The organism is Candidatus Tisiphia endosymbiont of Nemotelus uliginosus (assembly GCF_964264755.1).
Lineage (GTDB): Bacteria > Pseudomonadota > Alphaproteobacteria > Rickettsiales > Rickettsiaceae > Tisiphia.
This window is the reverse complement of the sequence record NZ_OZ183481.1, coordinates 258,477-283,706: the sequence shown is the minus strand read 5'-3', so window position 1 is coordinate 283,706 and position 25,230 is coordinate 258,477. Positions and strand designations below refer to the sequence as shown.

Genomic DNA, 25,230 nt, shown 5'->3' with positions numbered 1-25,230 from the left:
ACCCGAATAAGTTCTAGAGTCCCAAACGTCATTGCGAGCTGATATATCCCCACGAAATTAAGCACGACAAAGCTCCGTCTTTATAATAGATGCCAGGGGTTCTAGCAATGGTTTTATGGTATGCAAATAATTAAATTCAATAATAAATTTCCCAAGGGTAAAATACGAATAAATCTTTTTATCTTTTACTGTCAAGCCTTCTGCAACATCAAGTAACGCATTTAAACGATTATTATGTATAAAAGGACAATGTTCTTTTATTACTTCATTTAATACTGTTTTTACATCCATAACCCTACTATCTCCATCATCATTAAATAATGATGATATTCTATCAATTCTTGCTATTTTGCAACAATTTCGTGGGGATATATAAGATTGCGAGGGGGCGTAAGCAGACGAAGCAATTTTCCAGTCATTTTTTGGATTGCCGCGTCGCTACAAAGCGGCTCCTCGCAATGAAATTGGTGAACACTCACAATTTGACACATCAATGGTTGGTAATTATACAAGCTTGATGATTGTCAGAAAGTTTCTTACATATAGCTTTAGCTTGGTTTATATTTTGGTAGTTACCTACTAAGACTAAATAGAAAAAACTCCCTTTATCAGATTGTATCTTTTTGATATTTATCACCGTATTATTATTAAGGATTTTCGCATATTTTTTTTTGATTCTCTCCCCTTCTTGGTTGGCTTCTGATTCAGATTTTACCGAAGCTATCTGGATTTTATACCCCCCTTGATTTGACTTATTTAATAACTGCGTATCATCGATTTTACGACGTTGTTCAGTAACTTTTATTATATTTAGACCTGCCTTATTTGAATTAGGCTGTTGTTCTATTAAACTCTCTGTTTGTACCGGTTCGTTTTTTATTATATTAGGTAAAATTACTTCCGTCCCATCTTCATTTTTACTTAGTTTGAGTTTCTTATGCTTAACCTGATCAGTTTCTATTATATCAAATAAGATTGTATCTATAGAGTCAATATCTTCATCACCTTGTACTGATTTTTGTTTAGTAATATTTAATGGCTTTTCCGGTTCAGGTTGCAACGTTATAGGCTTACTAATCTTTTTTTGTTGTAAATTCTCATAAATTATATTATTGGCATTTGGTATTACTATCCCCCCGCTATCTTGTGGCTTAACTTTTGTCGGCGATTGATCATGGTAAATCGTCACTACCTGACCACCACTATCTTGATTATAATTAGTATACACTAAATATGTAATAGCACTAAGTATTGAGAGAAAAATAATAATTAGAAAAATACGATTAACCATATTTTTTATAAATAACTTTTTTGTGTCATCCCTGCTTCGGTGCAGGATAATTGCTTTGTCGCTCTAAAGTAGCTCTTCTGTATATTGACTGTAATGCTAATTAGGTTAGCTATAATAGTTACATTTTATTCATAGGCGTTACCCCTATAACATCAAAACCAACTTTTATAATCTTTTGAATAGATTTTGCTAAAGCAAGGCGAGCAACAGTTAGCTCTATATTATCTTCAATTAAAAACCGATAATCATTATTCTCTTTGCCAAAATTCCATAAAGCATGAAATTTTGAAGCTAAATTAATCAAATAAAAAGCTATTCTGTGAGGTTCAAAATATTTTGCTGAAGTCTCTAAGATTTTTGACCATAAAGCAAGCAGTTTAATTATTTCTATTTCTTCTTCAGTAGAAAGTAAAGACAAATCATACTCTTTTTCTAAGAATTTATTATATGTTTCTGGCATAGATTCTTTAGCTTTTTCCAATATAGACATAGTTCTAACATGAGCATATTGTACGTAAAACACTGGATTATCTTTTGATTGTTCTTTTACTTTTGCTAGGTCAAAGTCAAGAGTAACATCATTTTTACGAGTTAGCATTATAAATCTTATTATGTCTTTACCTACCTCATTTGTTACATCTTGCACGCTAGTAAAATTACCGCTACGTTTTGACATTTTTACAGCGATACCATTGTCAACAAAATTTACTAATTGACAAATTTTAACATCAACTTTAACTTTTTCTCTACCAAGAGCCTTAACTATTGCCTCAATTCTTTTTACGTAACCACAATGATCTGCCCCTAGAACATAAACTAGATGATCAAATCCACGATCTATTTTATCCTTAGCATAAGCTAAATCAGAGGCAAAATATGACCAACTACCATCAGATTTCTCTATTGGTCTATCTTGATTATCGCCAAAAGCAGTAGATTTAAACAATTTTTGAGTTCTTGAATCCCAAGGTTCATCTGCATTGCCTTTAGGTGGGGGTAACTGCCCTTCATATATTAGCCCCATTGCGTTCAGCAACTGAACAACTTCCTCAATCTTGCCACTATCATGCAGTGATTTTTCTGAAAAAAATACCTCGTGTTCAATATCTAGCTCCTTTAAATCATGCTTAATTATCACTAACATTTCTTCTATTGCAAACCTCTTAACGAGTTCATGACGTTCGCTATCCGGCACTGTTAATAATTTATCTCCAAATCTTTCTACCAATTTTTGCCCAATATCTGCCAAATATTCTCCAGGATAAAGCCCTGCTGGTATCACGATATCTTCTTTTGTTAATGCTTGCTTATAGCGTAACATAACTGAGTTAGCTAAGTCATCCACTTGGGAGCCGGCATCATTAAGGTAATATTCTTTGGTAACAATATAGCCGGTACTATCTAGAACCTTGGCTAAAGCATCGCCATACACAGCTCCTCTAGCATGACCAATATGCATAGGACCAGTTGGATTTGCAGAGACGTATTCAATATTGACTTTTTGATTATTACCAAAATTAACCTTAAAAAACTCCTCTTTATCTAGTAATATGTCATTAATAGAGTTATGCCACATATCGGCTTTAATAGTAAAGTTAATAAATCCTGGACCGGCAACTTCTATAGAGGCAATATATGGTAGAGGCGTTAATATCTCCTTAAATTTAATAGCTAGTTCCTTAGGGTTGATATTTTGTTTTGCTGCAATAATCATAGCTATATTGCTTGAAAGATCCCCATTGAACTTATCTTTAGGAATTTCAACAGCTGCCAATTGTAACACATCATCATTATCGCATATTTTTCTGCCTGCACTAATGATATCGTTACGTAATTTATTAAATATATTCATAAATTAAATATTATTAGAATTGAAGGAATAAATATCTTGATGCTCTTGAATAGCAAACCGGTCAGTCATGCCGGCTATATAATCTGCTATTATACCAGCTTTAGATTTTGTATTCCCTGGTATAATTAATTCTTTCCAACTAAATGGTAGTAAATCAATATTATCCATATATATCTTAAATAAATCTTGTACGATTCTTTGACACTTTAAAAGCATCGAGGTCAATTTATTATGCTTATATACTTTATCATACAAGAATTGTTTAATTTTTACTATACGCTCTTTTGCTTCATCAGTAAAATCAACAAGCTGATAATCAAGATGGCGTATATCATCGGTTGTAATTATTTTCTGTTTCTGTAGATTATTATTTGTTTGTAGTAGTAAATCAGCAATTAAATCGGTGATTAATTTACGTACTACTTCATATATAAGCTGAGTTGTTGTTATATTCTCAAATTGAGACTTAATTTCAAAAGCATATTGATCAATAAATTTAATTTCCGTTAGATGATTAAAGTCAATAATCTTACCACCAACACTATCTTCTAAATCATGGGAAATATAACTAATATCATCAGCTAACGAAGCAATTTGGGCTTCAGCTGAGGAGTAATGAGTTAAGTCAAGGTTATGTTGTGAATCATACTCTACTATATATTCAGGTATATTATTTATTAAAGGACCATTATGTTTGACAATTCCTTCTAGCACTTCCCATGTCAAATTTAATCCATCATAAGCTGCATATCTTTTCTCTACTTTAGTAAGAATCTTTAATGAATGAGCATTATGGGAGAATCCACCATAGTCTTGCATACACTTATTTAGAGCTACCTCTCCTGCATGACCGAAAGGAGTATGTCCAAGATCATGGGCAAGACCTATAGTTTCTGCCAAATCACTTGACAAATTAAGGGTTTTAGCAATAGAACGGGCAACCGTAGAAACTTCAATTGAGTGAGTAAGACGATTTCGATAATGATCGCCTTCATGATTAATGAAAACCTGGGTTTTATATTGCAAACGCCTGAAAGCCTTTGAATGAATTATACGATCATGATCTCGTTCAAATTCATTTCTGTAAGCTGTAGGATATTCGTTAAACAATCTTCCCCTACTATTGCTGGGGTCTACTGCATATGAAGCAAGCATATATTAACTCCTAATATTATGTTCTAGATAACCTCTCTGTCATTGCGAGGAGCTACTTTAGTAGCAACGAAGCAATCCAAAAAGCAACAAGAGATTGCTTCGTCGCCTTCGGCTCCTCGCAATGACGTTTTTACCCTGTCATTCCCGCTTCGGTGCGGAATCTAATATCCCTGCTTTCGTAGGGATGACAGAAGACAGGATCGCTTTGTCGTGCGATGCTACTTCTTGCTAATATTAATGGCATAATGTTAACCGGATTAGCTATATAGTCAATTGATGAGAAGTTGGTGACGTCGTCACTCGTCGTTCCTAGTCCCCAATTCTCCTGAATTGACTATAGTATAGAATCACCTACTAAGCTTTTCAAGGTTTTTAAATGAAGCTGTTGCAAAATTAGCTTTTTAGGATTATTTTAAGGGTCTTTAATAATATAATCATGTCATGTCAATAGAAATTACCGATAATGCTTTTAAAAGAGTGGGCGAGTTAATCAAATTGGAAGATAATCCCAATTTGGTTCTTAGAATAATTGTTGATGGTGGTGGGTGTTCTGGGTTTGTTTATAATTACGCCCTCGTGCCAAGTAATGACATAACAAAAGATGATTGTGTTATAGAGAAAGATAATACTAAAGTGGTTATTGATGCAATATCACAGCCATTCATGGCTGATTGTATAATAGATTTTATCGAAGAGTTAGGTAGTTCCTATTTTGAAATTAGAAATCCCAATGCAAAAACTAAGTGTGGGTGTGGCAACTCTTTCTCTGTGTGATAATTAGGCTGTGAACACTCATAGCTAGTGTTGTATAAAAAATTAACTTGCAATAACTCATTAAAAACATTATACTAGATTTGTAGCAATATGGCTTTGGTATGCCTAATTTTTGCTATACAGTCTTAAAATACCAAATATAAGGAATTAATAATGCCTAAGTTAAAAACAAAATCAGCTGTAAAAAAACGCTTTAAACTTACCGCTACTGGTAAAGTTTGTGCTACTCAAGCTGGTAAAAAACACTTCATGAGACGTCGGACAAAAGCTCAACTTCGTAACCTTAGAGGAACAACGATTCTCTGTACTCAAGATGCAAAGAATTTAAAAAAATTCTTCCTTCCATATGGAATTTAACAATTTAACTAAGGAAATAGGTGAGATATGTCACGCGTAAAATCAGGAAAAATTTCAAAAAATCGCCATAAAAAAATTCTCAAACTTGCTAAAGGTTATAGAGGGCGGTCTAATAATTGCTTTAAGGTAGCAATTGAGAAAGTTGAAAAAGCTCTACAATATGCTTATAGGGATCGTAGAAATCGTAAACGTGATTTTAGAGGGCTTTGGATACAAAGAATTAATGCAGCAGTGCGTGAGCATGATTTAGTATATTCCCAATTTATGGGTGGGCTTAAAAAAGCTGCAATAGATATTGATCGTAAGGTGCTAGCTGAATTGGCAGTTAACAACCCGCAAGGTTTTGCAGATATAGTGGCTCAAGCTAAGGCTCAGTTGCAATAATATATTTTTTGTTGCTTATGTCATCCTACTTAGGTGATGCACACAAAATTAGTGAGTATTAGCGATTTTTAAAATCTCTCTAATTTTTTGCTATAATTAAATAATTATTTTAAAAAATCATATTATGAAAAGATTAGTTCTAATACTCCTCATTTTTCCTTTATTATTTAGCGGGTGTTCTTCTACCGTGAACCAAAAACAACTGGATGCAGTTGAGCGTGGTGAAATGGCTCTTATAGTAAGTAGTTGTATGGCATCAACCCCTCCGGTTGGGTTGATAATTAAAGATTATGATCCTGAGCCTTGTCAGACTGGTTGGAGTATAACTGAAGGACGAGGTATAATTGGACGATCGGATATAGAACACCCAACTGAAATGATGGAATCATCAAAATTTCAGCAAATATGCATCCATGCTGTCCTACCTGGCAAATATTTCCTTACATATTTTACGGCATATAAGAGTGATTCATGGGCAGGGTATATAAACACATATACTGCCGATAATATTCACAATATTGCTACATTCGATGCTCAAGGTGGAGATGTGCTGTATATTGGTGATATGGATTTTAATCTCAGAAGTTCTGCTATAATTGCGAAAGCAATTTCGGTACATAATAATACAGACGTAGCAAAAAAAGCTTTAGAGAAACGCTATCCTAAGTTTTCAGATAAATTACGTACACAATTGATTCAGCTATCACCGTATGTTGCTGAAGTTAAGAACTCGGATAATGTTATTAATACAGAATTTGTTAAGAAGTAATTGAATTAAGTTTAAATTTGATAACCAAGGAACGATGTGATGAAGCAATCTATATTCATGTTATATATTTTGATTATGTTGCTGACTGGGTGTGCAAGCATTTCGACAAAGCAATTGATATCTATTGCAGAAAATAAACAGGCTGTGGTATTAGGTTCATGTTATCTGGCACGAAGTTTTACCCTATGCGATGCTACGTGGCGTAACGAGCAAAATCAAACTCAAGTTACTTTTGGTATTAAAAGTCAAGTTCAAGTTCTTGAACCGGGCACATACTCTCTCAGCGGATTTATTTCTGATAAAGGTTGGTTTCCTACAGTCGTTCGTTCTATTGCAAATCTTCGTAACATAGCAAGTTTTTCTATTAAAGGAGGCGATGTCTTATATATTGGTAATTTAGAATTTGATATAAGCAAATCTTTCTCAATTCATCACGCAATAAACGTAATTGATAATAAAAATAGTGCAGAGCAATACCTATCTAAATATCAACCAAAATTATTACCTAGGTTACAGACAAGATTAATACAGTTATCACCAGAAGTTCTTGCGATTAAAAAGAGTGTGGAATAACGTCGTGTTGGCTATGTTTAAATAAAAAATTTTTTATGATAATATCTTTTTTATGAAAGTTAGAAATGAATTAATACAATAGTTATACTTTCATTTGTTTAAAATTTTAGAATGAGAAGTGCATGTTGCATTTAGGGGGAGTTTTGTCATCAAAATATCTAGGTTGTTGTGAGCATTATGCACATTAAAGAAAAATGTTTACAAAACCTAAGGCGTTGAGAAAGATAATGAAGATAAGGATACAAAAATATAAATATGCATTAGCTCTTCTAATAATATCATTATGTATATTAGGAGGTTATTCTTATGACAAAAGAAAAATAAAAATAAAAAAATTTTCAAATGACTTAGTGTCACTGCAAAATAATGATAATATTCAAAATGGGAAAATATCAGTTGTCGAAAGAGTAAGTGATTATGCTTACTCTCGTATTTACTCAAATTTAAGAAAAAATCGTTTTGAATTTGATATGGTGGTTAATGATCTAAACAATAGTTTTTTAACTGATGAAAGAAAAAACTACATTGAAAAGGTTTGTCTTTTCCAAATTGAAGAAGCGGTAGATAGGGTATCAATTGCCAAAGGTTACGATTGTTTATCACGTTTACAACTTTTAAAAAAGGAAAAAGCTGAATTATATAGGGGCATAAAAAACAGCAGCTATTCTTTAGATTTATTATATAAATCAGAATATGCCCTTAATTTAGCTCATATTATTATTAAAGATCATAAAGAACAAATTTTTTCTTTTATTAAAGACCTAAAAGAAGAAGATTTACTAAAATATTTTAGTGGTTATATGCAAGATGAAGTAGCTTTTCTTAATAAGCTGATAGCATTAAATATTCCTGAATTATCAGCTAAAGCTTTTTATAGGCTTAGCATGATTAATATATTAGGTCGATCTTCTGTTTTAGAGAAAGCGAACATAGACCTTAAGACAGCCGTTGCTAACTATCAACGAGCCTTGAATTTAAGCGGAATAGAGGCTAATAATGTTACTAATATTGCTCTTGTTATAAATGATAAGTATGCAGTACATGCTGCAACTACCATTGCATCAGCTTTGTTAAATTCAGACTTAGATAGCTTCTATGATTTTTATTTTATTATGGATCAGGAAGACCCTATATCTATAGAATCGCAAAAAAAACTGTCATCTATGCAGGATATAAAGCCTTACAAAATAAATTTTATAAATGTTGATAATAATTTACTGCCGATAGAATTAATAAAAAGTAAATTTAAAAATTGTGACTGGCCTCTTTTAATAAGCTATAGACCATTTTTTAGTAAAATTTTGCCGAATTTAACCTTGGTATTATCGCTGGATGCTGATTTAATAGTTTTAAAAGATTTAAGCTATTTTAAAACTATTGATATGACAGATTATTTTGTGGCAGGTAGCTATGATGCCGGTAATCCTGGTCATAACGAACTTGGGTGTAATCATGCTTTACCGTATTTTTATATAAATGCCGGTGTTATGTGGTTTAATTTAGAAAATATGAGAAATAATAAAGCGGAAGATTGTTTAATAAATTCATTAAATAATACTGTATGTTCTCTTTCAATGTTTGAACAAGATATAATAAATATAGCTTTTAACGATAGAATTAACCATATTTCACATAAATGGAATCATACACCTAGTTATAGATCAAGCACAACCAATACAAATTATTATACAAAATTTATTTTACATTATTCAGGAACAAAACCTTGGGCTGGGGGTGTGGAAAAAGCACAGATAGAACAATTAGACGATATTTACAAAGAATATTGGCGTTATAGAGAATTAACGCCTTGGGGGACGCCATACTCCCCTAAATAGTTTTTCTGTAGAGTGTATATACTCAAATGATTTGAGTACAATAAGTAATTATAATAGCCTAGGCAAATTAGAAAGATATTCTCCCTTCCAAAGCTCCTGATAAATAATAGGATCAATGTTCCCACCTGATATAAGTACTAAAACTTTCTTAGGTTTCGACTGTTTCTTTAACCAATTTACTACTCCAACCATATTTAAAGCACATGATGGTTCACAGGCAATTCGTAGCAAATGAACCAACCAAGCGGTCCAATAATATATAGAATGTTCATCAGCAAGAAAGAAATCATCGAGTTTATTTAGATAATTAAATGTACGTGATGAAACTGCTAAAGTACGCAAACCATCTGCTACAGTACTTGGTGAATCAGTAAACCTATATATCGAACCTTGCTTAATCGATAAGAAAGCATCGTTAGCATTAAGCGGCTCTGAACCTATCAGCAAGCTGGATGGAGATAGTAATTCTTTCGCTAAATATGATCCTGAAAGCAACCCCCCACCTCCACAAGAAGCAAAAATGGCATCTGGACTGAATCCTAGTTGTTGCAATGCTTCATAACACATCGTACCAGCCCCAGCTATACTAGAATCACTATCGGAAGGATGCAAATAGTAAAAATCATTTTCTATGTCACTCTTTGCTTTATCTTCTGCCATTTGTCTAGTTTTAGTTAGTATAACCTCTGCTCCATAATATTTTGCTGTTTGTTGTTTAATTGGAGAGGTATTTTCTGGTAAATAAATTCTTGCATTAAGGTTAAGGGTTTTTGCTACCCAAGCAAGACCAATTCCATGATTACCTGTACTATATGCAACAACTTTATTTGGTAAACAATTTTGTTCTTGCAACTCTAATAAGTGGTTTAATACCCCTCTAACCTTGAATGCTCCGGTTTTTTGTAACGAGTCTATTTTAAAGAAAATTTCATGACCGAGCATTTTATCTAAAATTTCAGATTGAACTATTGGGGTCAAATGAAGATATTGTTTTACCCTATTGCTTGCTATTGATATGATATTGGAAGATTGAGGTGATGAAGGCATATATAAAACTAAATGTAGCTTGAAATCATAGTAAGGCGATATTATATAGTTACTATCCTCTTTAGTATATAAATTTCTTAAGGTTTTTTAATATGACAAATAAAGAAAAATTGCCCCTAATCGCATTAAAAGACATGGTGATCTTTCCCGGTATGGTTGCTCCTGTATTTGTCGGTAGGACTAAGTCTCTAAAAGCCTTATTTGACACTAAAATTATAGATAATAATAGATATATATTACTGGTATTACAAAAACAACAAGATCAAGATACTCCAGATATTCAAGATCTCCATTCTACAGGAGTAATTGCTAAAATTATACAAACAGTAAGGTTACAGAATAATGCCAAAATTCTAGTTGAAGCAATCGATAAGGTTACCCTACATAACATCACTAATAAAGAGATATTTGAAGCTGAATATAGCATACTACATGATGAAGAGGTAATTGATGTAGAATCTTTAAAAGTTTCCACAGCAAATGTTATCGAGTTATTTACAAAATATACTAAGACTCATAAAAAAATTAATCCAGAAATAATAGAAACGATAACTGGTGAAATAGCAAAAAATCCAACAGATTTTAGTTATGTCACTAATGTACTAGCTTCTTATTTGACTGTACCATTAATAATAAAACAAACTTTGTTAGAGGAGACCAAACCTCAATCACGAATTAAAACTATAATAGATACATTAACATCTAGTATGGCTCAAATAGATGCAGAGCAAGCTTTACAATTGCGAGTAAAAAAACAAATTGAGAAAACTCAGCGTGATTATTACTTGCACGAACAAATGAAAGCTATACAAAAAGAACTCGAACATGATAAATCTGATTTCTCTGATATAGAAAAAAAGATTAAAACCTTAAAACTTTCAAAAGAAGCAAAAGAAAAAGCTGAAGCAGAACTGAAAAAGCTAAAGCTTATGAATCAAATGTCAGGTGAATCATCAGTTGTTCGTAATTACCTTGATACATTATTAGCCATGCCATGGGGGAAATTTGATAATAATAAAACTGATATAAATAAAACTAGAGAAATTTTGGATCGTGATCACTTTGGTCTTGAGAAAGTCAAAGAGCGTGTTATTGAATATTTAGCAGTGTTACAACGTTCTAAAAAAATTAAAGGACCTATATTATGCTTAATCGGTCCACCAGGAGTTGGAAAAACCTCATTGGTCAAATCCATTGCTGAAGCGATGGGTAGGAAATATACTAAATTTGCTCTTGGCGGTATTAGAGATGAATCGGAGATTAGGGGACATCGAAAAACATATCTTGGTTCTATGCCAGGAAAAATTATAAATTTAATAAAAAAAGTTAAAACTAATAACCCCGTTATGTTATTAGATGAAATTGATAAAATGGGTTCTGATTTTCGAGGTGATCCGGCTTCTGCATTACTTGAAGTCTTAGACCCTGAACAAAACAGTCATTTCGTTGATCATTATTTAGAAGTAGAATATGATTTATCAGAGGTAATGTTTATTGCAACAGCTAATTCTTATAATCTGCCCAGAGCTCTAATTGATCGTATGGAGATCATTAACATTTCTGGTTATGTTGAAGAAGAAAAATTACAAATTGCCAAAAACTACTTAATACCAAAGCAATTGAAAATGCATGAAATGAAGAAAAATGAACTCACTATTGATGATGGAGCAATTTTAGAATTAATCAGATATTATACCAAAGAATCAGGAGTAAGATCGCTTGAGAGAGAAATTGGCTCTGTTACAAGAAAAGTATTGCAAAGAATTTTGAGTAACAAAAAAATAAAAAACATATCAATATCATCTGCTAATCTTGAAGAATATTTAGGAGTTAGGAAATATAATTTTGGTCTAGCTGAAAAAGAAGATCAAATAGGTAGTACTACGGGACTTGCTTATACAGAAGTTGGCGGAGAATTACTTACCATTGAAGCCTTGTCATTTCATGGCAAAGGAGACATTAAAACTACTGGTAAACTTGGGGATGTAATGAAAGAATCTGCTCAAGCAGCCTATAGCTGTTTTCGTTCTAGAGCTAGTAGTTTTGGATTAAAATACGAAGATTATAAAGATCTTGATATTCATTTGCACGTACCGGCTGGAGCGATTCCAAAAGATGGCCCATCTGCTGGATGCGCAATATTTACCACTATTGTTTCACTTATGACCAAAATACCGGTAAACAGAACTGTAGCAATGACTGGAGAAATCACCCTAAGGGGGACAGTATTACCAATTGGGGGACTAAAAGAAAAATTATTAGCTGCCAGCCGAGGTGGTATACAAACGGTGATAATACCTCAAGATAACGTTAAAGACTTAGAAGATATTCCACCGAATATAAAAAAGAGTTTAGAAATTTTATCAGTATCAACTGTAGATGAAGTGCTAAAATTAGCTTTGGTCAATAATAATTTTACAGTTACTAACTAGGCTCTGTGAACAAAATTTTAATTGTCTAGATTTTGACTCTTTTTAGTTGCAAATTATAAGATTTTTTTGAAATAGGTACACTATTCCTGCAAAAATCTTATTAATTTTCGCTTAAAAACACTTAAAATCTAGACAATTAAAATTTTGTTCATAGAACCTAAAAATCGATCTGATGCCAGTGGAAACTTTTGCCATATATTACAGTAGTGGAGAGATATTATCATAAGAAAATAGCAAAAAAACTGTGAACGCTTACCTTTTTTTATAGTTTTATCCATTTTTTTCATGATGGTTCCTAACATTTTGCCAAATTCTATTTTTAGAAATATAAAAGAAAATTGTAAAAATTACTAAAAATATCATTACCTTCAAACCCATAGATTTACGGTTTTCCATTTCAGGTTCAGCAGCCCATTGTAAAAATACGGTAACATCCATAGCCATTTGTTCTACCGATGAATTTGTTCCGTCTATATATTGTACTTGTCCATCTGTTAGTGGAGCTGGCATGGCAATTTGACTATGCGGAAAGTATGGATTGTAACTTAATCCTGGCATTAATTTAAAATTCTCAGGAGGATTAGTATAACCAGTAAGTATAGAATATACATAATTTGCCCCATCAGGTCTTGCTTTAATGATCAATGATAAATCAGGTGGGTCTGCCCCATTATTGGCTGCTCTTGCTGCTTGTTCGTTAGGATAGGGGCGAACAAATGGATCAGATGGTAGAGCGGGTCTTTCAAACATTTCTCCTGCATCATTGGGCCCATCTTGCACCGTATAATTTTTGGCTATTTCTTTAATTTCTTCATCTGAAAATCCTATATCTTTAAGATTACGATAATATAAATTATAAAGACCATGACACACACTACATACTTCTTTATAGACTTGAAAGCCACGTTGGGCAGCTTTTCTATCAACGCTAGCAAAAATTCCGTCAAATGACCAAGCAATCTTTTTTGTAGGTAATGCTTCGTTGGCAGTGATAGTATTGGATACTAACAAAATTAACAAACACAGGTAAAATTTGATATAAGAGGTAATTTTATTATCTTTCATATAGAATCCGGTAATGGCAAAGTTTTCTCATACTTGCTAATTAGTGGTACTGCAACGAAAAAATGAAAGAAATAGTAAGTAGCAGCAAATCTACTTAAGGTAATATAAGGGTCTTCGGCTGGTTTTCCTCCAAGATATCCAAGTACCAAACAATCAGCTATGAACAGCCAAAAAGCTATACGGAACATTGGTCGATAATTGGCACTTCTAACTTTTGAGCTGTCAAGCCAAGGTAAAATAAATAATAACAAAATACTAGAAAACATTAATATTACCCCACCTAGCTTTGACGGTACTGCCCGTAAAATAGCATAAAATGGCAAAAAATACCATTCTGGAACTATATGAGTTGGAGTAACCAAAGGATTAGCTGGTACGTAATTGTCAGGATGTCCTAAATAATTTGGTTTGAAAAAGACAAAAAAAGCAAATATTAGAAAATAAACACCAAATCCAACAAAATCTTTTACAGTATAATATGGATGGAAAGGAATAGTATCTTTAGGGGATTTAACATCGATACCCTTGGGGTTATTTGAACCATGAACATGTAGGGCTACTAAATGAAGTAAGACTAAAGCTACTATAATAAAAGGCAATAAATAATGTAAAGCAAAGAATCTGTTAAGTGTAGGGTTATCAACTGAAAAACCTCCCCAAAGCCAGGTAACTATCGATTTGCCAATGATAGGTATAGCTGAAAATAAATTGGTGATTACAGTTGCTCCCCAGTAGCTCATTTGTCCCCAAGGCAGCACATATCCCATAAAGGCAGTAGCCATCATGATAAGAAAAATTATTATGCCTATATGCCATAATAACTCTCTAGGTTTTTTGTACGAGCCATAATATAACCCTCTACAGATATGTAGATAAACGACAACAAAAAACATTGATGCCCCAACTGAGTGTATATAACGTATTAGCCAGCCATAATTGACGTTACGCATAATTTTTTCAACACTCTCGAAGGCGTAATCGACGTGAGGGGTATAATGCATAGCCAAAATAATGCCAGTGATTATCTGAATTACTAAGGCAATACCAGCTATTGACCCTAAGTTCCATAGGTAACTCAAATTTTTGGGTGTTCGGTATTCGCCTAGATGTTTAAAGAACGAGAAAATAGGGAGTCGGTAGTCGATCCATTCTATGATCGGATTGGATTTGTTTGGATTGGATTCTTCAGGATAATTACTTTCATTCATAAATAATTATCCGATTTTAATTTTTGTATCGGAAATAAATTCATATGGTGGAACAGCCAAATTTAAAGGAGCTGGTCCTTTGCGTACTCGACCAGATGAATCATACTGAGAGCCATGGCATGGGCAAAACCAACCGTCATAATCGCCTTGGTTTGCAAGCGGTACGCAACCCAAATGGGTGCAAATGCCTATAGTCACCAACCACTTATCATGCCCAGATTTAACTCTATCTTGGTCAAGCTCAGGATCCATTAGCTCGGCGAGATTTACATTTCTTGCTTCAGCGATTTTTTCTGGAGTTCTATTAGTAATAAAAACTGGCTTGCCTTGCCATTTAACAGTAACAGTTTGTCCTGGTTGGATATGAGATAAATCCACTTCTATTGAAGATAGGGCAAGAACATCTGCTGAAGGGTTAAATGAACTAACAAGAGGATAGGTAGCACACGCTGCTCCAACCACAACCATACTGCTAGCAGTTAAGGTTATAAAATCTCTACGAGTTGCCTTATCATAACAATTAGTATTTGACATAAACTGATCAGTATAATTTATAGATATCTGTGTAATATGTTACTATAAAAGTAATAAAAAATCAAGTATAGCTTAAGGTTAAAGCAGTATATATAGCCCCGAATAAGTTTTAGATACCTTAAGCAATATTTTCATATGAATTGGATGTAACTATGTTACAATATCACCAAACTCATCCCTTAAAAAAGATAGTTTGTCCAAAGCTTGCCATTTTTGAGTAAATGTATCTTTAATCTTATTTGAAATCTCTAAAGTTTTATTTCTATCTAATGGAATAGGTATTAAAAGTTCCTTCCATCTATCTCCTATATTTGGTAGAGTTGTGTCTATGAATATTTTGTTATATAGCTGTTTTTGTGTAATTGAATGAGACATAGCAAATAGAAAATAATACGATGTAATATTGTAAATGTTATGTTGATTAATAATTCTAAAAGTTGTAATTTCATTAGTCAATAAAACATTCGTATCAAATTTTGAAATCATTGCAACAGACCCTATCCTATAACTTCCTCTACGAACAAAGACTACATCCTCTTGTTGTAAAGACAAACCATTCTTACCTTTGATTTTATGATATATATGTTCTGGTACTAATGCAGTTGGGTTCTTGTAAATTTCCCAATTAATTATATCAGCCACTCTAACATAAGGGACTGTTCCAGTCCCTTTATACTCGCTTGGCGGTGAACCGTGTCCGTTAAATGCTTGTAAAATATTTTGCTTTAATAATTCGTTAATTGTAATAAGTTTAAATTTTTGATTATTAGCTATCTCTTTTATTTCTTCTTCTTTTTTTTTCCAGTAATAGCGTGGTACATAAACGTTATTGGTGATATCAGAACTTGAAGTTATAAAGGTATTTTTATTGAATTTTTTAGATAACAACTCATTTCTTATGGTTTCTGTATCGTCCCAAATTTCTTTTGTAAATACCTCATTTGTACTATCGTACCTATAAAATAATCTTCCAGTATGATCATGCCCCATTTCTTCTGCAACAGCCATGATAATATCACTATTTTGTCTTTTGCCTTTTTCTAATACTAATAAACAAGTTTTCGCATTACAATAAGGTCTAAAAGTATTATGAGGTAGATCTATAACTGCAATAATATTATTTTCTTTAACTAAAAAATCTAGAACGTGTTTTTTAGAAGGGGCATGAAGGTAAGTCTCTGGTAAGACTATTGCAAGTTTACCTCCATCTTTTAATAATTGCAAACATCTTTCTATAAATAACTCTTGAGGTTCAGTTTCTTTTACTTTATTAGTTCTTATAAAAGAATTACCTTCTTTTTTATATTGATGCCCTAGTTCAAAATATTTACAGTCTTCTTTTAGAACCTTGATTTTGCTACCAAATGGAGGATTTGTAACAACAAAATCAAAAGTGTTTAGTTCAATTTCACCGTCTTTTTGAGTTGTAATTAATTCTTTTGTTTTTACCTGGAATTCATGAATTGGATGCAATGTATTTTCTTGAACAATTTTACTCTTACCATCACCTATAATTGTCATATATGCTTTGCATATCTTAACTAAATCTATTTCTTTCTCTAATCCATAAAAACACTTTTCGGCTATTTGCTTTTTTAACCTATTTATATCTGTTGAATTTTTATATGTTCGATCATGATCCATTTTTTTCCAAACATGTTCAAGTGCATATATTAAAAAACCACCACTACCACAAGCAGGGTCTATAATGGTCTGATTTGGGGATGGATCCAAAATTTGCACTGCAAGCTTTACAATTTCTCTAGGTGTAAAAAATTCACCTTTTTCACCAACTAATTTACTTTCTGCAAAAGTTTCAAAAGCCTCCCCTACTATATCTTTTTCAGTTTTTAGTAATGCGATTTGCTCTAGTTCTCCAACTACATAAACAATTGATTTTGCATCAAGTGTTATTTCTTCATTTGTAATAAAAATTCCATCATCTTCTAATTCTTCTTTTACTTTTATAAACAATTTTTGTATTCGTTTTTTAACTTTACCATATTGTGCTATCTTAATTTCTTCATTTTCACTTTTATCATTATTTATTGTCTCCATTTCTTCTGTTGTTATTCTAAAATTTGGCAAACTATCAAGTTCATATTTCTCATCAATAATCTTACAAAAGATTAGTTTAATCATTTCGCTTCCAAGCTTTTCTTTCCTACTAATATTTGTATTAGAATATAAAGTATTTAGTATACGCCTAAAAACAGGTTTTAGATTTTTAACAGGTTTTAATTTATCTTTTGTTATATTACCTATTGCTTCTATCGTTTCTCCTTTTTTCGGTATGTTAAATAGACAATCTTTCTTTACTTCTCCTTTAGAATTTTTATATAAATATTCAATTTCTTCTCCATTAGTCCAAACTCCGAACAAAGCAGAAGTAGCTTGCATATAACTCGTCAGTTGTTCTAAACCGTCTTTTCTACTTTTCTTTTTAACCTCAACAATACCAAGTATATCGCTATATTGATTTCTATTTTTTGATTTATTTTTATATATTACAATATCTGCTTTTTTTACAGCACTACCCATTTGTATTGAAACTTCAATATCTAATTGCTCTTTGTCATAAAAATAGTCGTCATACAATATCTTTTCATATTCTTGTCGTACTTTTTCTTCAGGCTTTTTTAAATCTACAGCTTTGTTTGTTGCAAAGTCATTAATGTATCCATCCTTTAACATACTAATTTTTATTGATTACCCTAACTTATACTTATATTATTCTCATTTGCCATCAGTTGATTTACCATCACTATCGTTAGAATTGTCAGGAGAGTCATAAGGATTGCGATAAGGGAGCATTTCCGGTACAGTTCCATCTTTAGGCAATAACTTCTTTAATCCGTCTTCTAAAGCTTTCTCACCGGTTTCTTCTCTAACCTCATATTTTGGTGGATCTCCTAAACATTTCCAAAAATTGGTTAAATTTTCAAAGTTGGGACCTAATTTTGGAGTACAATGTTGAGCAATTGATTTTGACGTATCAAGAATTTCAGTGGTAGCAGTTGTTATATAGCTGATAAGTCCAATTTGTTCGAGTCCTTTAGCTACCCAAAATAATATTACCAGAGAAGCAACAGCTATCATAACGTACCATTTGGCTATGATAGTCCATAAAAACATTCCCATAGGGTTAGCTGCTATTAGTCTTCTTAAAGCTTGCCACATATATATAATTACCGAAAAATAGTTAAAAAATCTACGAGTAGAAATTACATGAATTGTAAAAAAATAACAATTTTTTTATTAGTGCAAGGGTCAGTATAGTGTATAATTAAAATTAAATGTTGTAAATATTCTTAATTAGATAGGATGAGAGATAAAATATTATTGGTACAAGGACCATATTGATACCAATCATAACAAAAATTAGATTGATATTATCAAAATTTTGTAAAACAAGACCGCTAAGTATGATGTTGGGTATTAGTAGCGGCATGATTAATATTGCTAATAGATTAGTATTTGACCTAAAATAGCTTTGAACAGCTCCAATTAAAACTAATAGGCTACTGGACAAAATTAATAATAGAATTAGATTGATCAAAAGATAGCTTACTGTTAGCATGTCAAGATCGAAGATAATATAAATTATTGGCATATTTAATAAAGCACTGGTGAGGGAACTAACAATTATGGTAATTAATTTAGCGGCAATAATTTCACTCTCATTGAAGCTAGATAATAGTAACTCTAAACTTCCGTCCTCAACATCTTGCTGAAATATTAGACTAGAAAAGCCAATTAGAGCTATCGGTAAAACAATTACTGAAAAAATAATTCCAAATTTTTTAATATCTGTTTGGTCATTAATTAAAGCAGTACTGAAAATACAAAATAAAAAGAATATAAATAGATATTTACTAAGATTATTAATACGATTTTGAATTAAATATTCCCATTTGATCAGCTGTATTAGTTTATGCATATAACTATAGTAGAATTGATTGAATTAAGAGTGGTCTTGGCTCTGTCTACATATGTTTTCTAATGGAGCTATTACTTTGGTTAATTATAACAAACATAATAATGACTGCAACTTAAGACTTTGGAAAAATTTTTAAATATATAGTAAATTGATGAAAAGTTGGGGACATTGTCACTCGTCACTCCTACTACCCAATTCTTCTGAAATGAAATGACTATAACAAATAATGGAGATATAACTATGCTCAATAATACAGGTGATGGTTTGTCAAAGGATAATAGTTTCTTGAATAGTAAATGGGGCTATTTTACTAAAGGACTTGGGAGCGTCGTGGTAGTAGCAACTGGATTACTTGTTTGTTTAGGCATACATAAGGTGCTAAAATGTATGATGCCGAATCGTTATTTTAATACTGAAGCAGGGCTGGATCAGTTAGCAGAAGTTCCCTTACAACCTATAAATGGCGGTGTAATAAATGGTGATATACCAACTAATCAAAATAATGATATAAATGTTCTATTAATGGCCGAAAATGCACTATAAAGAATTCTGTTCACTATCTTATTATGTTTCAACAGTAATAATAGAATATATCAAACACATAACCGATGCAACACAAAGTCCAACACCAATCTCAATGGTAAAAATACCAATATGTTGAGCCAGTTAGCTATATTTTTGTAAGTGACTATAAATGATGCGGCTGACTCTCAACTTTTAACTGGAGTCCTAAAGCAGTTAATAAGGAGCCAATATTATCAAAACTAGGATTTCCTTTACTAGATAATATCTTATATATATGTTGTCTATTTATATGAGTATCTTTAGACATTTTCGTTATCCCCCCACTTGCAATAATAGCTTCTTTTAAAGTAGACAAAAATAATTCCTTATTACGATCTAGAAAATATTGTTCTAAAGCAGCATTCACATACTCCGTAACTTCTGCCTTATTTTCTAATTGTTCTCTTAAGTAATTGGTAAATTTTTCCATATAATCATTCTCTAATTAAGTATATCTATTATTTCTTGCGCTTTTTTGACGTCCCTACTTTGCGTGCCTTTATCGCCTGCATTTAATAAAAGAATTATTTTATTATCCTTTTCAAGAAAATATATTCTATATCCTTTTCCGAAGAAGAACCTTAATTCATATAGATTGTCCTTAATATGCTTATAGTCTCCATATACACCGTATTCCAATCTAACTAGCCTATTATTGATTCGTCCTCGTATTTGAATATCTAGTTTCTGTAACCATTCTTTAATATAGCATTTTCCATTCTTTGTTACAAAAAATGTATGTCTTTAATTTTTAGCATTAGATTAATTACTTCCGTTATCGTAGGCAACCTCCTAGTATACACAACTTTATTGTCGCACAGAGAAGGCTTCTTGTCTAATGATTTTTAATCTGCTCACTTTTAATAATATTACTTGCAGTAATAATAGAATATATCAAACACATAACCGATGCAACACAAAGTCCAACACCAATCTCAATGGTAAAAATACCAATATGTTGAGCTAGCAATTTATCATCTGCCAAAGAATAATAATTTAAATAATTATCGTCAAATAATATTGATACCATACCGGTTAGGGCATAGATCAATACTCCGATAGTAGCCATACCAACTAGTAAATCAGTAGAGAAATATTGCCGTAATTTAAATTGACCATGAACTAAATCAAAACCAATTATCGTAGAAGCAAATATAGTACCAGCCTGGAATCCGCCCCCTGGTGATGCATCACCATTAATTTGAATATATAGACCGTATAAAAATATATAGGGTAAGATAAAAAGAGTAGAATGTTTTATAATAATAAAATTTCTCAGTATTATTTTAAGCATCTTTAGTAATTTTTTGTGAGAATAGTAATAATACCGATATTCCAGCAATTAAAATGACGGCAGTTTCTCCAAGAGTATCATACCCTCTATAGCTAGCTAATAGGGCTGCAACAAAAGATGGAATGCCAATGTCACTTTTAGTATGTTCAATATAATATTTGGTTAGATGGTTTTGCAATGGAGAATCTATCGCTCCATATTCTAATAAATCAATCCCTGCGAAGGTTAATACTACTATAAAAATTATGCATATAATTGCTGAACTTATTACTCGTGTTGGTTTAAGATTAGACCTCTTGCAAAACTCTACTTCTGCTAGTAATTTGTACGTCGATGCGGTACTCGAATCCTCACATACACTTAAGTACGCTGCGGTTCTGCGTTCCGCGTCTCCTTCAAATTCCTCAGCATAAGCGAGTTTTGCAGGAGGTCTATTACTTTTCTGTACGGCTGACAGTTTGCTTAGAAACCCTAAAAATACACAGCTAGATAAACAGGCTCCTAGAGCTACTTCAGTCATTGCCACGTCGGGAGCATCCATCAGTAGATAAGATAAACCAATAAGTAAGCTAAACATAGAGTTTATTATCACTGTTTCTAATAAAGAGTTACAAAATATCAGCTTAATTGATACGACAACAAGTAATATCAAGATTCCCACAAGCAACCAGCTAGCTAGTTGGAAATTTATTATGTCTGGTATAACAAATAAGCGATCAATCATTTTAATCCTTTTTGGTTATTTGGGCTTAATAGGGAAGCCTTACCAATTGCATGAGTAGATACCGGATTTAATATTAAAATCAATATAGCCGCAAAAAGCAATTTAAAAGAGCTAGTAAAATCATGTTGTAAAAAAGCAAGCCCAACAAGTGATAAAGGTACTCCACAACATTCAATTACACTGGCAGCATGAATTTTTGTATAAAAGTCAGGAAATCGAAAAAGCCCAACAATGCCAGAAAATATTGCTATAATTCCAAGTAGGGTTAATCCATAACCAATAATAAATATCATAACTATCCTCAAAAATTAAATTTATAACTAACCAGGGTGCTATGGTTAGCTATTCTCCTTGAGCAAGTGAATATCCTGCTTTCCCATCAAATTCAAAAAGATTCTCAATTTTAATAAAATCTATTTCTGCCTGGCTAAGTAGTTCAAGTAAATGGGCTATAGATGAATGAGTTATTCTTTCCCCATTCTTCTTTGCCATAAAGCGACAACACCAATGATCAGATAATAATTCAAATCGTTCATCTCTGGGCCATAATTTAAGTCCCATAGAAGATACGGTTTTTAATTCTAAGTCACCTAAACTGATAGTTTGAATTTTTTCTGCTACCTCATGGGCGGTCAAAGCTGTCATCTGGATAAATACATCACTACCTACCAATTCTTTAACTTCTTTACTATTAATCGAATATATATATTCAATAGTTTGTTGTTGAGCAACTACTGAGGAATATGCAGCTGCTTTGAGGGTAGAAGGTTCAGTACCTAGTCTTTTCACTACTTCATCGGCAAATTCCGTAGTACCAACTTTTTTGCTAGATATTTTGTCATTGTAGATATCTCCAGTATGAACCCCATCCTCAATGGTTTTTTTCCAGGCATTCTCTACTAATGCAGCAATATCATGTTGCCCAATGTGAACTAGCATCATAATTGCGGCGTTAAGCAAACCAGAAGGATTAGCTAGATTACGACCGGCAATATCCGGGGCAGAGCCATGTACAGCTTCAAATAAAGCATAATTCTGCCCTATATTAGCAGAACCAGCGAGTCCTACTGAACCAGAAATTTCTGCAGATACGTCAGATATAATATCACCATACAGATTTGAAGTTACAATGACATCAAATAATTCTGGCTGGGCTGCTAGCCTGGCAGTGCCGATATCTATAAGATAATAGTCACCTTGAATCTGCTTATATTCATTAGCAATTTCCTCAAAAACCTTATGAAAAATCCCGTCAGACATTTTCATAATATTATCTTTACTGAAACATGTGACCTTTTTACGATTATTTTTTATTGCATACTCAAAGGCATATCTAATAATTCTTTCGCTACCAACTCGGCTGATTAGCTTAAGAGACTCATAAACATTGTGAGTTTGGCGATATTCAATTCCTGCATATAAATCTTCAACATTTTCCCGTACTATCACTACGTTTAGATGTGGATGTAGTGTTTTAACAAAAGGAGCATAAGAAATAGCAGGGCGAACATTAGCATAAAGAGATAGGGCTTTTCTAAGAGTTACATTTAAACTTTTATACCCACCACCTAGAGGGGTGGTAATAGGTGCCTTTAGAAGTATCTTAGTTCTTGCCAATGATTTCCAAGTATCTTGTGCTATCCCTGAAGTATAATGCTTCTGGTATAATTTTTCTCCTACTTCCACTACTTCTATACGTATTCTAGCAGAAGCTTCCTTTAAAATATATAATACCGCTTGCATGATTTCTGGACCTATACCATCACCATAAGCCACTGTAATAGGCGTGAATTCTTTCATTATAACCTCATCAAATTAGATTAACATTCATTCGTATCAAACCAAAGTCATTGCGAGGAGTAGCTTTGCTGCGACGAAACAATCCAAATCTAATCACTTTCTTAGATTGCTTCGTCGGCTTACGCCTTCTCGCAATGACGTAATGTTGTAAAGTAACCTTCTCGCTAATAGACATCTGTGAATTTGGCGTAATATTAGCCGGGTTAACTATAACTAGCCTTCCCTGAATGAGATTTAACATAGCAACTAATTTTCTTAACTTCGCTATAATATACACCACAAAATCACTAGCACTAAGTAGCAGAATGAAAAAAATATAATAATTTAGAAGAAATTATTATTAATCATCGAGAAGCTGATCTTCAGCACGGATTTTTTCTTCTTCATCTAAAAGATACTCATAAAAATCTACAAAACTCGGGAAAATTGTTGGGTTATATTGCATAGGATGCCCCTCACATAATTTAAAAAAATCTTGATAATCACACCAAATAACTTCAGACTTATCAGTTGAGATTATTTTCAATAATACAAAAGAAACATCATCAGAAAATAATACTAAATAATTACTAGGTAAATTGTGCTTTTCTCTATAATACTTAGTTTCCTCAATTACTCCTTCTTCACGTCTAAAATTATAAAAATCAAATAAGCGAAAAAAGTCATATCCATAAAAGTTACATAATATCTTAAAATCTTCTGGAAAGAATATATTAAGTTTTATTTCTACGTTTTTTACCATTTCTTCTGATAATTCAGGTTTACTATCCTGTTTTAATAAAGATACTCTTTTTATACAACTATTAACTATATCTTTATTTACTCTCCATTTCCAATAATTTCTTACATCAGATTGCCATTTACTACCATGATCCACTGGAAATTCTGGATTCTATTTGTCCCCAGATTGGTTATAGTACCATCTTGGTAACGCCTTATCTCGTTGCCTTGCTCATCTATATCATAATCATATAAACCTTCTAAAAATTCAGTAAAACTATCAGAAATTAGATAAATATTTTCCCACCAAGGGGCTTGTTTTGGAACCATTACTTTATTGTAAAAACTATCCATCTTTACTCATGCTTTTGTAATGGCTCTATTGTCACAGTACCATCTTGGTAACATCTGATGATATTATTATTCTGAATCGTTTTTTCATATAATCCATTAATAAAATCAGTAAAGCTATTACTCACAAAATAAAGATAATTTAAATCATCCTCATTCCAAAAACTCCAATTAGTAACCCAATAATATAACTTACCATAATCTTCACCTTCTACTCCTAGGCATAATTTTCCAGCACCTTGATCTGCAATCGGCAAAAATTGACCAAGTATTTCGTTATATGATTGCTGAAAATGGGTAGTAATATTTGATACATCACCATCATATAAAGCATAAAACCAATCAACACTAATTTCATCATTCTTTGCATTAATTGGTTCATTTAATTTATAGGTAGCGGTCAATGGATGTCCGCCATTGTGTTTTAATAAAAACTGTTTATAATCACCAGGAAGTTTAGCTTGTATTAAATGCTCAAATTTTTCTATTTCTTCCAAATTTGTTGGTTTGTGAGATTTTACTACTTTAATATTATTTATCATTTTTTTCTCTCTGCTTTTT

28 protein-coding genes and 2 pseudogenes are annotated in these 25,230 nt (G+C 32.3%); 8 read left to right on the top strand and 22 right to left on the bottom strand.

Features of this window, described 5'->3' with window-relative positions; translation table 11 throughout:
* Window positions 1-57: 57 nt before the first annotated feature.
* The 4 genes from ACFELW_RS01450 to ACFELW_RS01435 form a co-directional block, all read right to left on the bottom strand.
* Window positions 58-291, bottom strand: coding sequence for a hypothetical protein (locus ACFELW_RS01450; RefSeq protein WP_341759704.1), 234 nt, complete (start codon window positions 289-291; stop codon window positions 58-60).
* A 199-nt stretch (window positions 292-490) separates the two neighbouring features.
* Complete coding sequence (locus ACFELW_RS01445; RefSeq protein ID WP_375330206.1) at window positions 491-1,291, bottom strand: SPOR domain-containing protein; 801 nt, start codon at window positions 1,289-1,291, stop codon at window positions 491-493.
* A gap of 118 nt (window positions 1,292-1,409) precedes the next feature.
* Window positions 1,410-3,143 (bottom strand): arginine--tRNA ligase, encoded by a 1,734-nt coding sequence (gene argS / locus ACFELW_RS01440; RefSeq protein ID WP_341759702.1) that lies wholly within the window; start codon window positions 3,141-3,143, stop codon window positions 1,410-1,412.
* Between the two features lie 3 nt (window positions 3,144-3,146).
* Window positions 3,147-4,298, bottom strand: a complete 1,152-nt coding sequence (locus ACFELW_RS01435; protein ID WP_375330205.1) for a deoxyguanosinetriphosphate triphosphohydrolase — start codon at window positions 4,296-4,298, stop codon at window positions 3,147-3,149.
* A 441-nt stretch (window positions 4,299-4,739) separates the two neighbouring features.
* On the opposite strand from ACFELW_RS01435, the gene erpA reads away from it, so the two are divergent.
* From erpA to ACFELW_RS01405, 6 genes are all read left to right on the top strand, one after another.
* Window positions 4,740-5,072 carry an iron-sulfur cluster insertion protein ErpA gene (gene erpA / locus ACFELW_RS01430; protein WP_094649311.1) on the top strand — a complete coding sequence of 111 codons (333 nt, stop codon included), beginning with the start codon at window positions 4,740-4,742 and terminating at the stop codon, window positions 5,070-5,072.
* A 153-nt stretch (window positions 5,073-5,225) separates the two neighbouring features.
* Window positions 5,226-5,429, top strand: a complete 204-nt coding sequence (gene rpmI / locus ACFELW_RS01425) for a 50S ribosomal protein L35 (protein WP_094648668.1) — start codon at window positions 5,226-5,228, stop codon at window positions 5,427-5,429.
* A gap of 27 nt (window positions 5,430-5,456) precedes the next feature.
* On the top strand, window positions 5,457-5,813 hold the full coding sequence (gene rplT / locus ACFELW_RS01420; protein ID WP_341759699.1) for a 50S ribosomal protein L20: 357 nt from the start codon (window positions 5,457-5,459) through the stop codon (window positions 5,811-5,813).
* Window positions 5,814-5,937: 124 nt separating this feature from the next.
* A complete protein-coding gene (locus tag ACFELW_RS01415; RefSeq protein ID WP_341759698.1) occupies window positions 5,938-6,582 on the top strand; it encodes a hypothetical protein in 645 nt (214 codons plus the stop codon).
* 39 nt (window positions 6,583-6,621) lie between these two features.
* Window positions 6,622-7,155, top strand: a complete 534-nt coding sequence (locus tag ACFELW_RS01410) for a hypothetical protein (RefSeq protein WP_341759697.1) — start codon at window positions 6,622-6,624, stop codon at window positions 7,153-7,155.
* A gap of 194 nt (window positions 7,156-7,349) precedes the next feature.
* Entirely contained in the window at window positions 7,350-8,990 is a 1,641-nt protein-coding gene (locus tag ACFELW_RS01405; protein ID WP_375330204.1) for a glycosyltransferase family 8 protein, read from the top strand.
* A 48-nt stretch (window positions 8,991-9,038) separates the two neighbouring features.
* On the opposite strand, the gene ACFELW_RS01400 is transcribed toward ACFELW_RS01405, so the two are convergent.
* Window positions 9,039-10,037 (bottom strand): serine/threonine dehydratase, encoded by a 999-nt coding sequence (locus tag ACFELW_RS01400; RefSeq protein WP_375330203.1) that lies wholly within the window; start codon window positions 10,035-10,037, stop codon window positions 9,039-9,041.
* Window positions 10,038-10,129: 92 nt separating this feature from the next.
* On the opposite strand from ACFELW_RS01400, the gene lon reads away from it, so the two are divergent.
* Window positions 10,130-12,469 carry an endopeptidase La gene (gene lon / locus ACFELW_RS01395; protein WP_375330202.1) on the top strand — a complete coding sequence of 780 codons (2,340 nt, stop codon included), beginning with the start codon at window positions 10,130-10,132 and terminating at the stop codon, window positions 12,467-12,469.
* 270 nt (window positions 12,470-12,739) lie between these two features.
* Here the strand turns inward: lon and ACFELW_RS01390 are convergent, their stop codons facing one another.
* From ACFELW_RS01390 to ACFELW_RS01365, 6 genes are all read right to left on the bottom strand, one after another.
* Window positions 12,740-13,534: a cytochrome c1 gene (locus tag ACFELW_RS01390; RefSeq protein ID WP_375330201.1), complete on the bottom strand. Its 795-nt coding sequence runs from the start codon at window positions 13,532-13,534 to the stop codon at window positions 12,740-12,742.
* Window positions 13,531-14,742, bottom strand: coding sequence for a cytochrome b (locus tag ACFELW_RS01385; RefSeq protein WP_375330200.1), 1,212 nt, complete (start codon window positions 14,740-14,742; stop codon window positions 13,531-13,533). The genes ACFELW_RS01390 and ACFELW_RS01385 overlap by 4 nt, the downstream gene beginning before the upstream one ends.
* Window positions 14,743-14,748: 6 nt before the next feature.
* Complete coding sequence (petA, locus tag ACFELW_RS01380; protein ID WP_094649207.1) at window positions 14,749-15,276, bottom strand: ubiquinol-cytochrome c reductase iron-sulfur subunit; 528 nt, start codon at window positions 15,274-15,276, stop codon at window positions 14,749-14,751.
* Between the two features lie 150 nt (window positions 15,277-15,426).
* Complete coding sequence (locus ACFELW_RS01375) at window positions 15,427-17,970, bottom strand: N-6 DNA methylase (RefSeq protein WP_375330199.1); 2,544 nt, start codon at window positions 17,968-17,970, stop codon at window positions 15,427-15,429.
* A gap of 42 nt (window positions 17,971-18,012) precedes the next feature.
* Entirely contained in the window at window positions 18,013-18,456 is a 444-nt protein-coding gene (locus ACFELW_RS01370) for a DUF2670 domain-containing protein (RefSeq protein WP_094649011.1), read from the bottom strand.
* A 112-nt stretch (window positions 18,457-18,568) separates the two neighbouring features.
* Complete coding sequence (locus tag ACFELW_RS01365) at window positions 18,569-19,216, bottom strand: heme exporter protein CcmB (RefSeq protein ID WP_341748707.1); 648 nt, start codon at window positions 19,214-19,216, stop codon at window positions 18,569-18,571.
* 240 nt (window positions 19,217-19,456) lie between these two features.
* Here ACFELW_RS01365 and ACFELW_RS01360 point away from each other — a divergent pair, with 240 nt between their 5' ends.
* Window positions 19,457-19,759, top strand: a complete 303-nt coding sequence (locus ACFELW_RS01360) for a hypothetical protein (RefSeq protein WP_375330198.1) — start codon at window positions 19,457-19,459, stop codon at window positions 19,757-19,759.
* A 145-nt stretch (window positions 19,760-19,904) separates the two neighbouring features.
* Here the strand turns inward: ACFELW_RS01360 and ACFELW_RS01355 are convergent, their stop codons facing one another.
* The 11 genes and pseudogenes from ACFELW_RS01355 to ACFELW_RS01305 all read right to left on the bottom strand — a co-directional run bounded on the left by ACFELW_RS01355 (window position 19,905) and on the right by ACFELW_RS01305 (window position 25,211).
* On the bottom strand, window positions 19,905-20,210 hold the full coding sequence (locus ACFELW_RS01355; RefSeq protein ID WP_341759690.1) for a DNA-binding protein: 306 nt from the start codon (window positions 20,208-20,210) through the stop codon (window positions 19,905-19,907).
* 11 nt (window positions 20,211-20,221) lie between these two features.
* A complete protein-coding gene (locus ACFELW_RS01350; protein ID WP_375330485.1) occupies window positions 20,222-20,485 on the bottom strand; it encodes a type II toxin-antitoxin system RelE/ParE family toxin in 264 nt (87 codons plus the stop codon).
* A gap of 130 nt (window positions 20,486-20,615) precedes the next feature.
* Complete coding sequence (locus tag ACFELW_RS01345; RefSeq protein WP_341748710.1) at window positions 20,616-21,074, bottom strand: Na(+)/H(+) antiporter subunit B; 459 nt, start codon at window positions 21,072-21,074, stop codon at window positions 20,616-20,618.
* Window positions 21,067-21,303, bottom strand: a pseudogene (gene mbhE, locus ACFELW_RS01340) (hydrogen gas-evolving membrane-bound hydrogenase subunit E); the annotation flags it as partial. The gene ACFELW_RS01345 and the pseudogene mbhE, both read right to left, overlap by 8 nt.
* Window positions 21,304-21,489: 186 nt before the next feature.
* A pseudogene (locus tag ACFELW_RS01335) lies at window positions 21,490-21,798 on the bottom strand (hydrogenase subunit MbhD domain-containing protein); the annotation flags it as partial.
* On the bottom strand, window positions 21,795-22,091 hold the full coding sequence (locus tag ACFELW_RS01330; RefSeq protein ID WP_094649016.1) for a Na+/H+ antiporter subunit G: 297 nt from the start codon (window positions 22,089-22,091) through the stop codon (window positions 21,795-21,797). The pseudogene ACFELW_RS01335 and the gene ACFELW_RS01330, both read right to left, overlap by 4 nt.
* A 49-nt stretch (window positions 22,092-22,140) precedes the next feature.
* Window positions 22,141-23,598, bottom strand: a complete 1,458-nt coding sequence (locus tag ACFELW_RS01325) for an NADP-dependent isocitrate dehydrogenase (protein WP_375330197.1) — start codon at window positions 23,596-23,598, stop codon at window positions 22,141-22,143.
* Window positions 23,599-23,608: 10 nt separating this feature from the next.
* The gene (locus tag ACFELW_RS01320) at window positions 23,609-23,878 is read right to left on the bottom strand and encodes a hypothetical protein (RefSeq protein ID WP_375330196.1); all 270 of its coding nucleotides are present in this window, start codon (window positions 23,876-23,878) and stop codon (window positions 23,609-23,611) included.
* A gap of 60 nt (window positions 23,879-23,938) precedes the next feature.
* Window positions 23,939-24,475, bottom strand: a complete 537-nt coding sequence (locus ACFELW_RS01315) for an SMI1/KNR4 family protein (RefSeq protein WP_375330195.1) — start codon at window positions 24,473-24,475, stop codon at window positions 23,939-23,941.
* Window positions 24,442-24,672, bottom strand: coding sequence for a hypothetical protein (locus ACFELW_RS01310; RefSeq protein ID WP_341759684.1), 231 nt, complete (start codon window positions 24,670-24,672; stop codon window positions 24,442-24,444). Before ACFELW_RS01310 ends, ACFELW_RS01315 begins: the two co-directional genes overlap by 34 nt.
* Before the next feature lie 2 nt (window positions 24,673-24,674).
* Window positions 24,675-25,211 carry an SMI1/KNR4 family protein gene (locus ACFELW_RS01305; RefSeq protein ID WP_375330194.1) on the bottom strand — a complete coding sequence of 179 codons (537 nt, stop codon included), beginning with the start codon at window positions 25,209-25,211 and terminating at the stop codon, window positions 24,675-24,677.
* Window positions 25,212-25,230 lie beyond the last annotated feature (19 nt).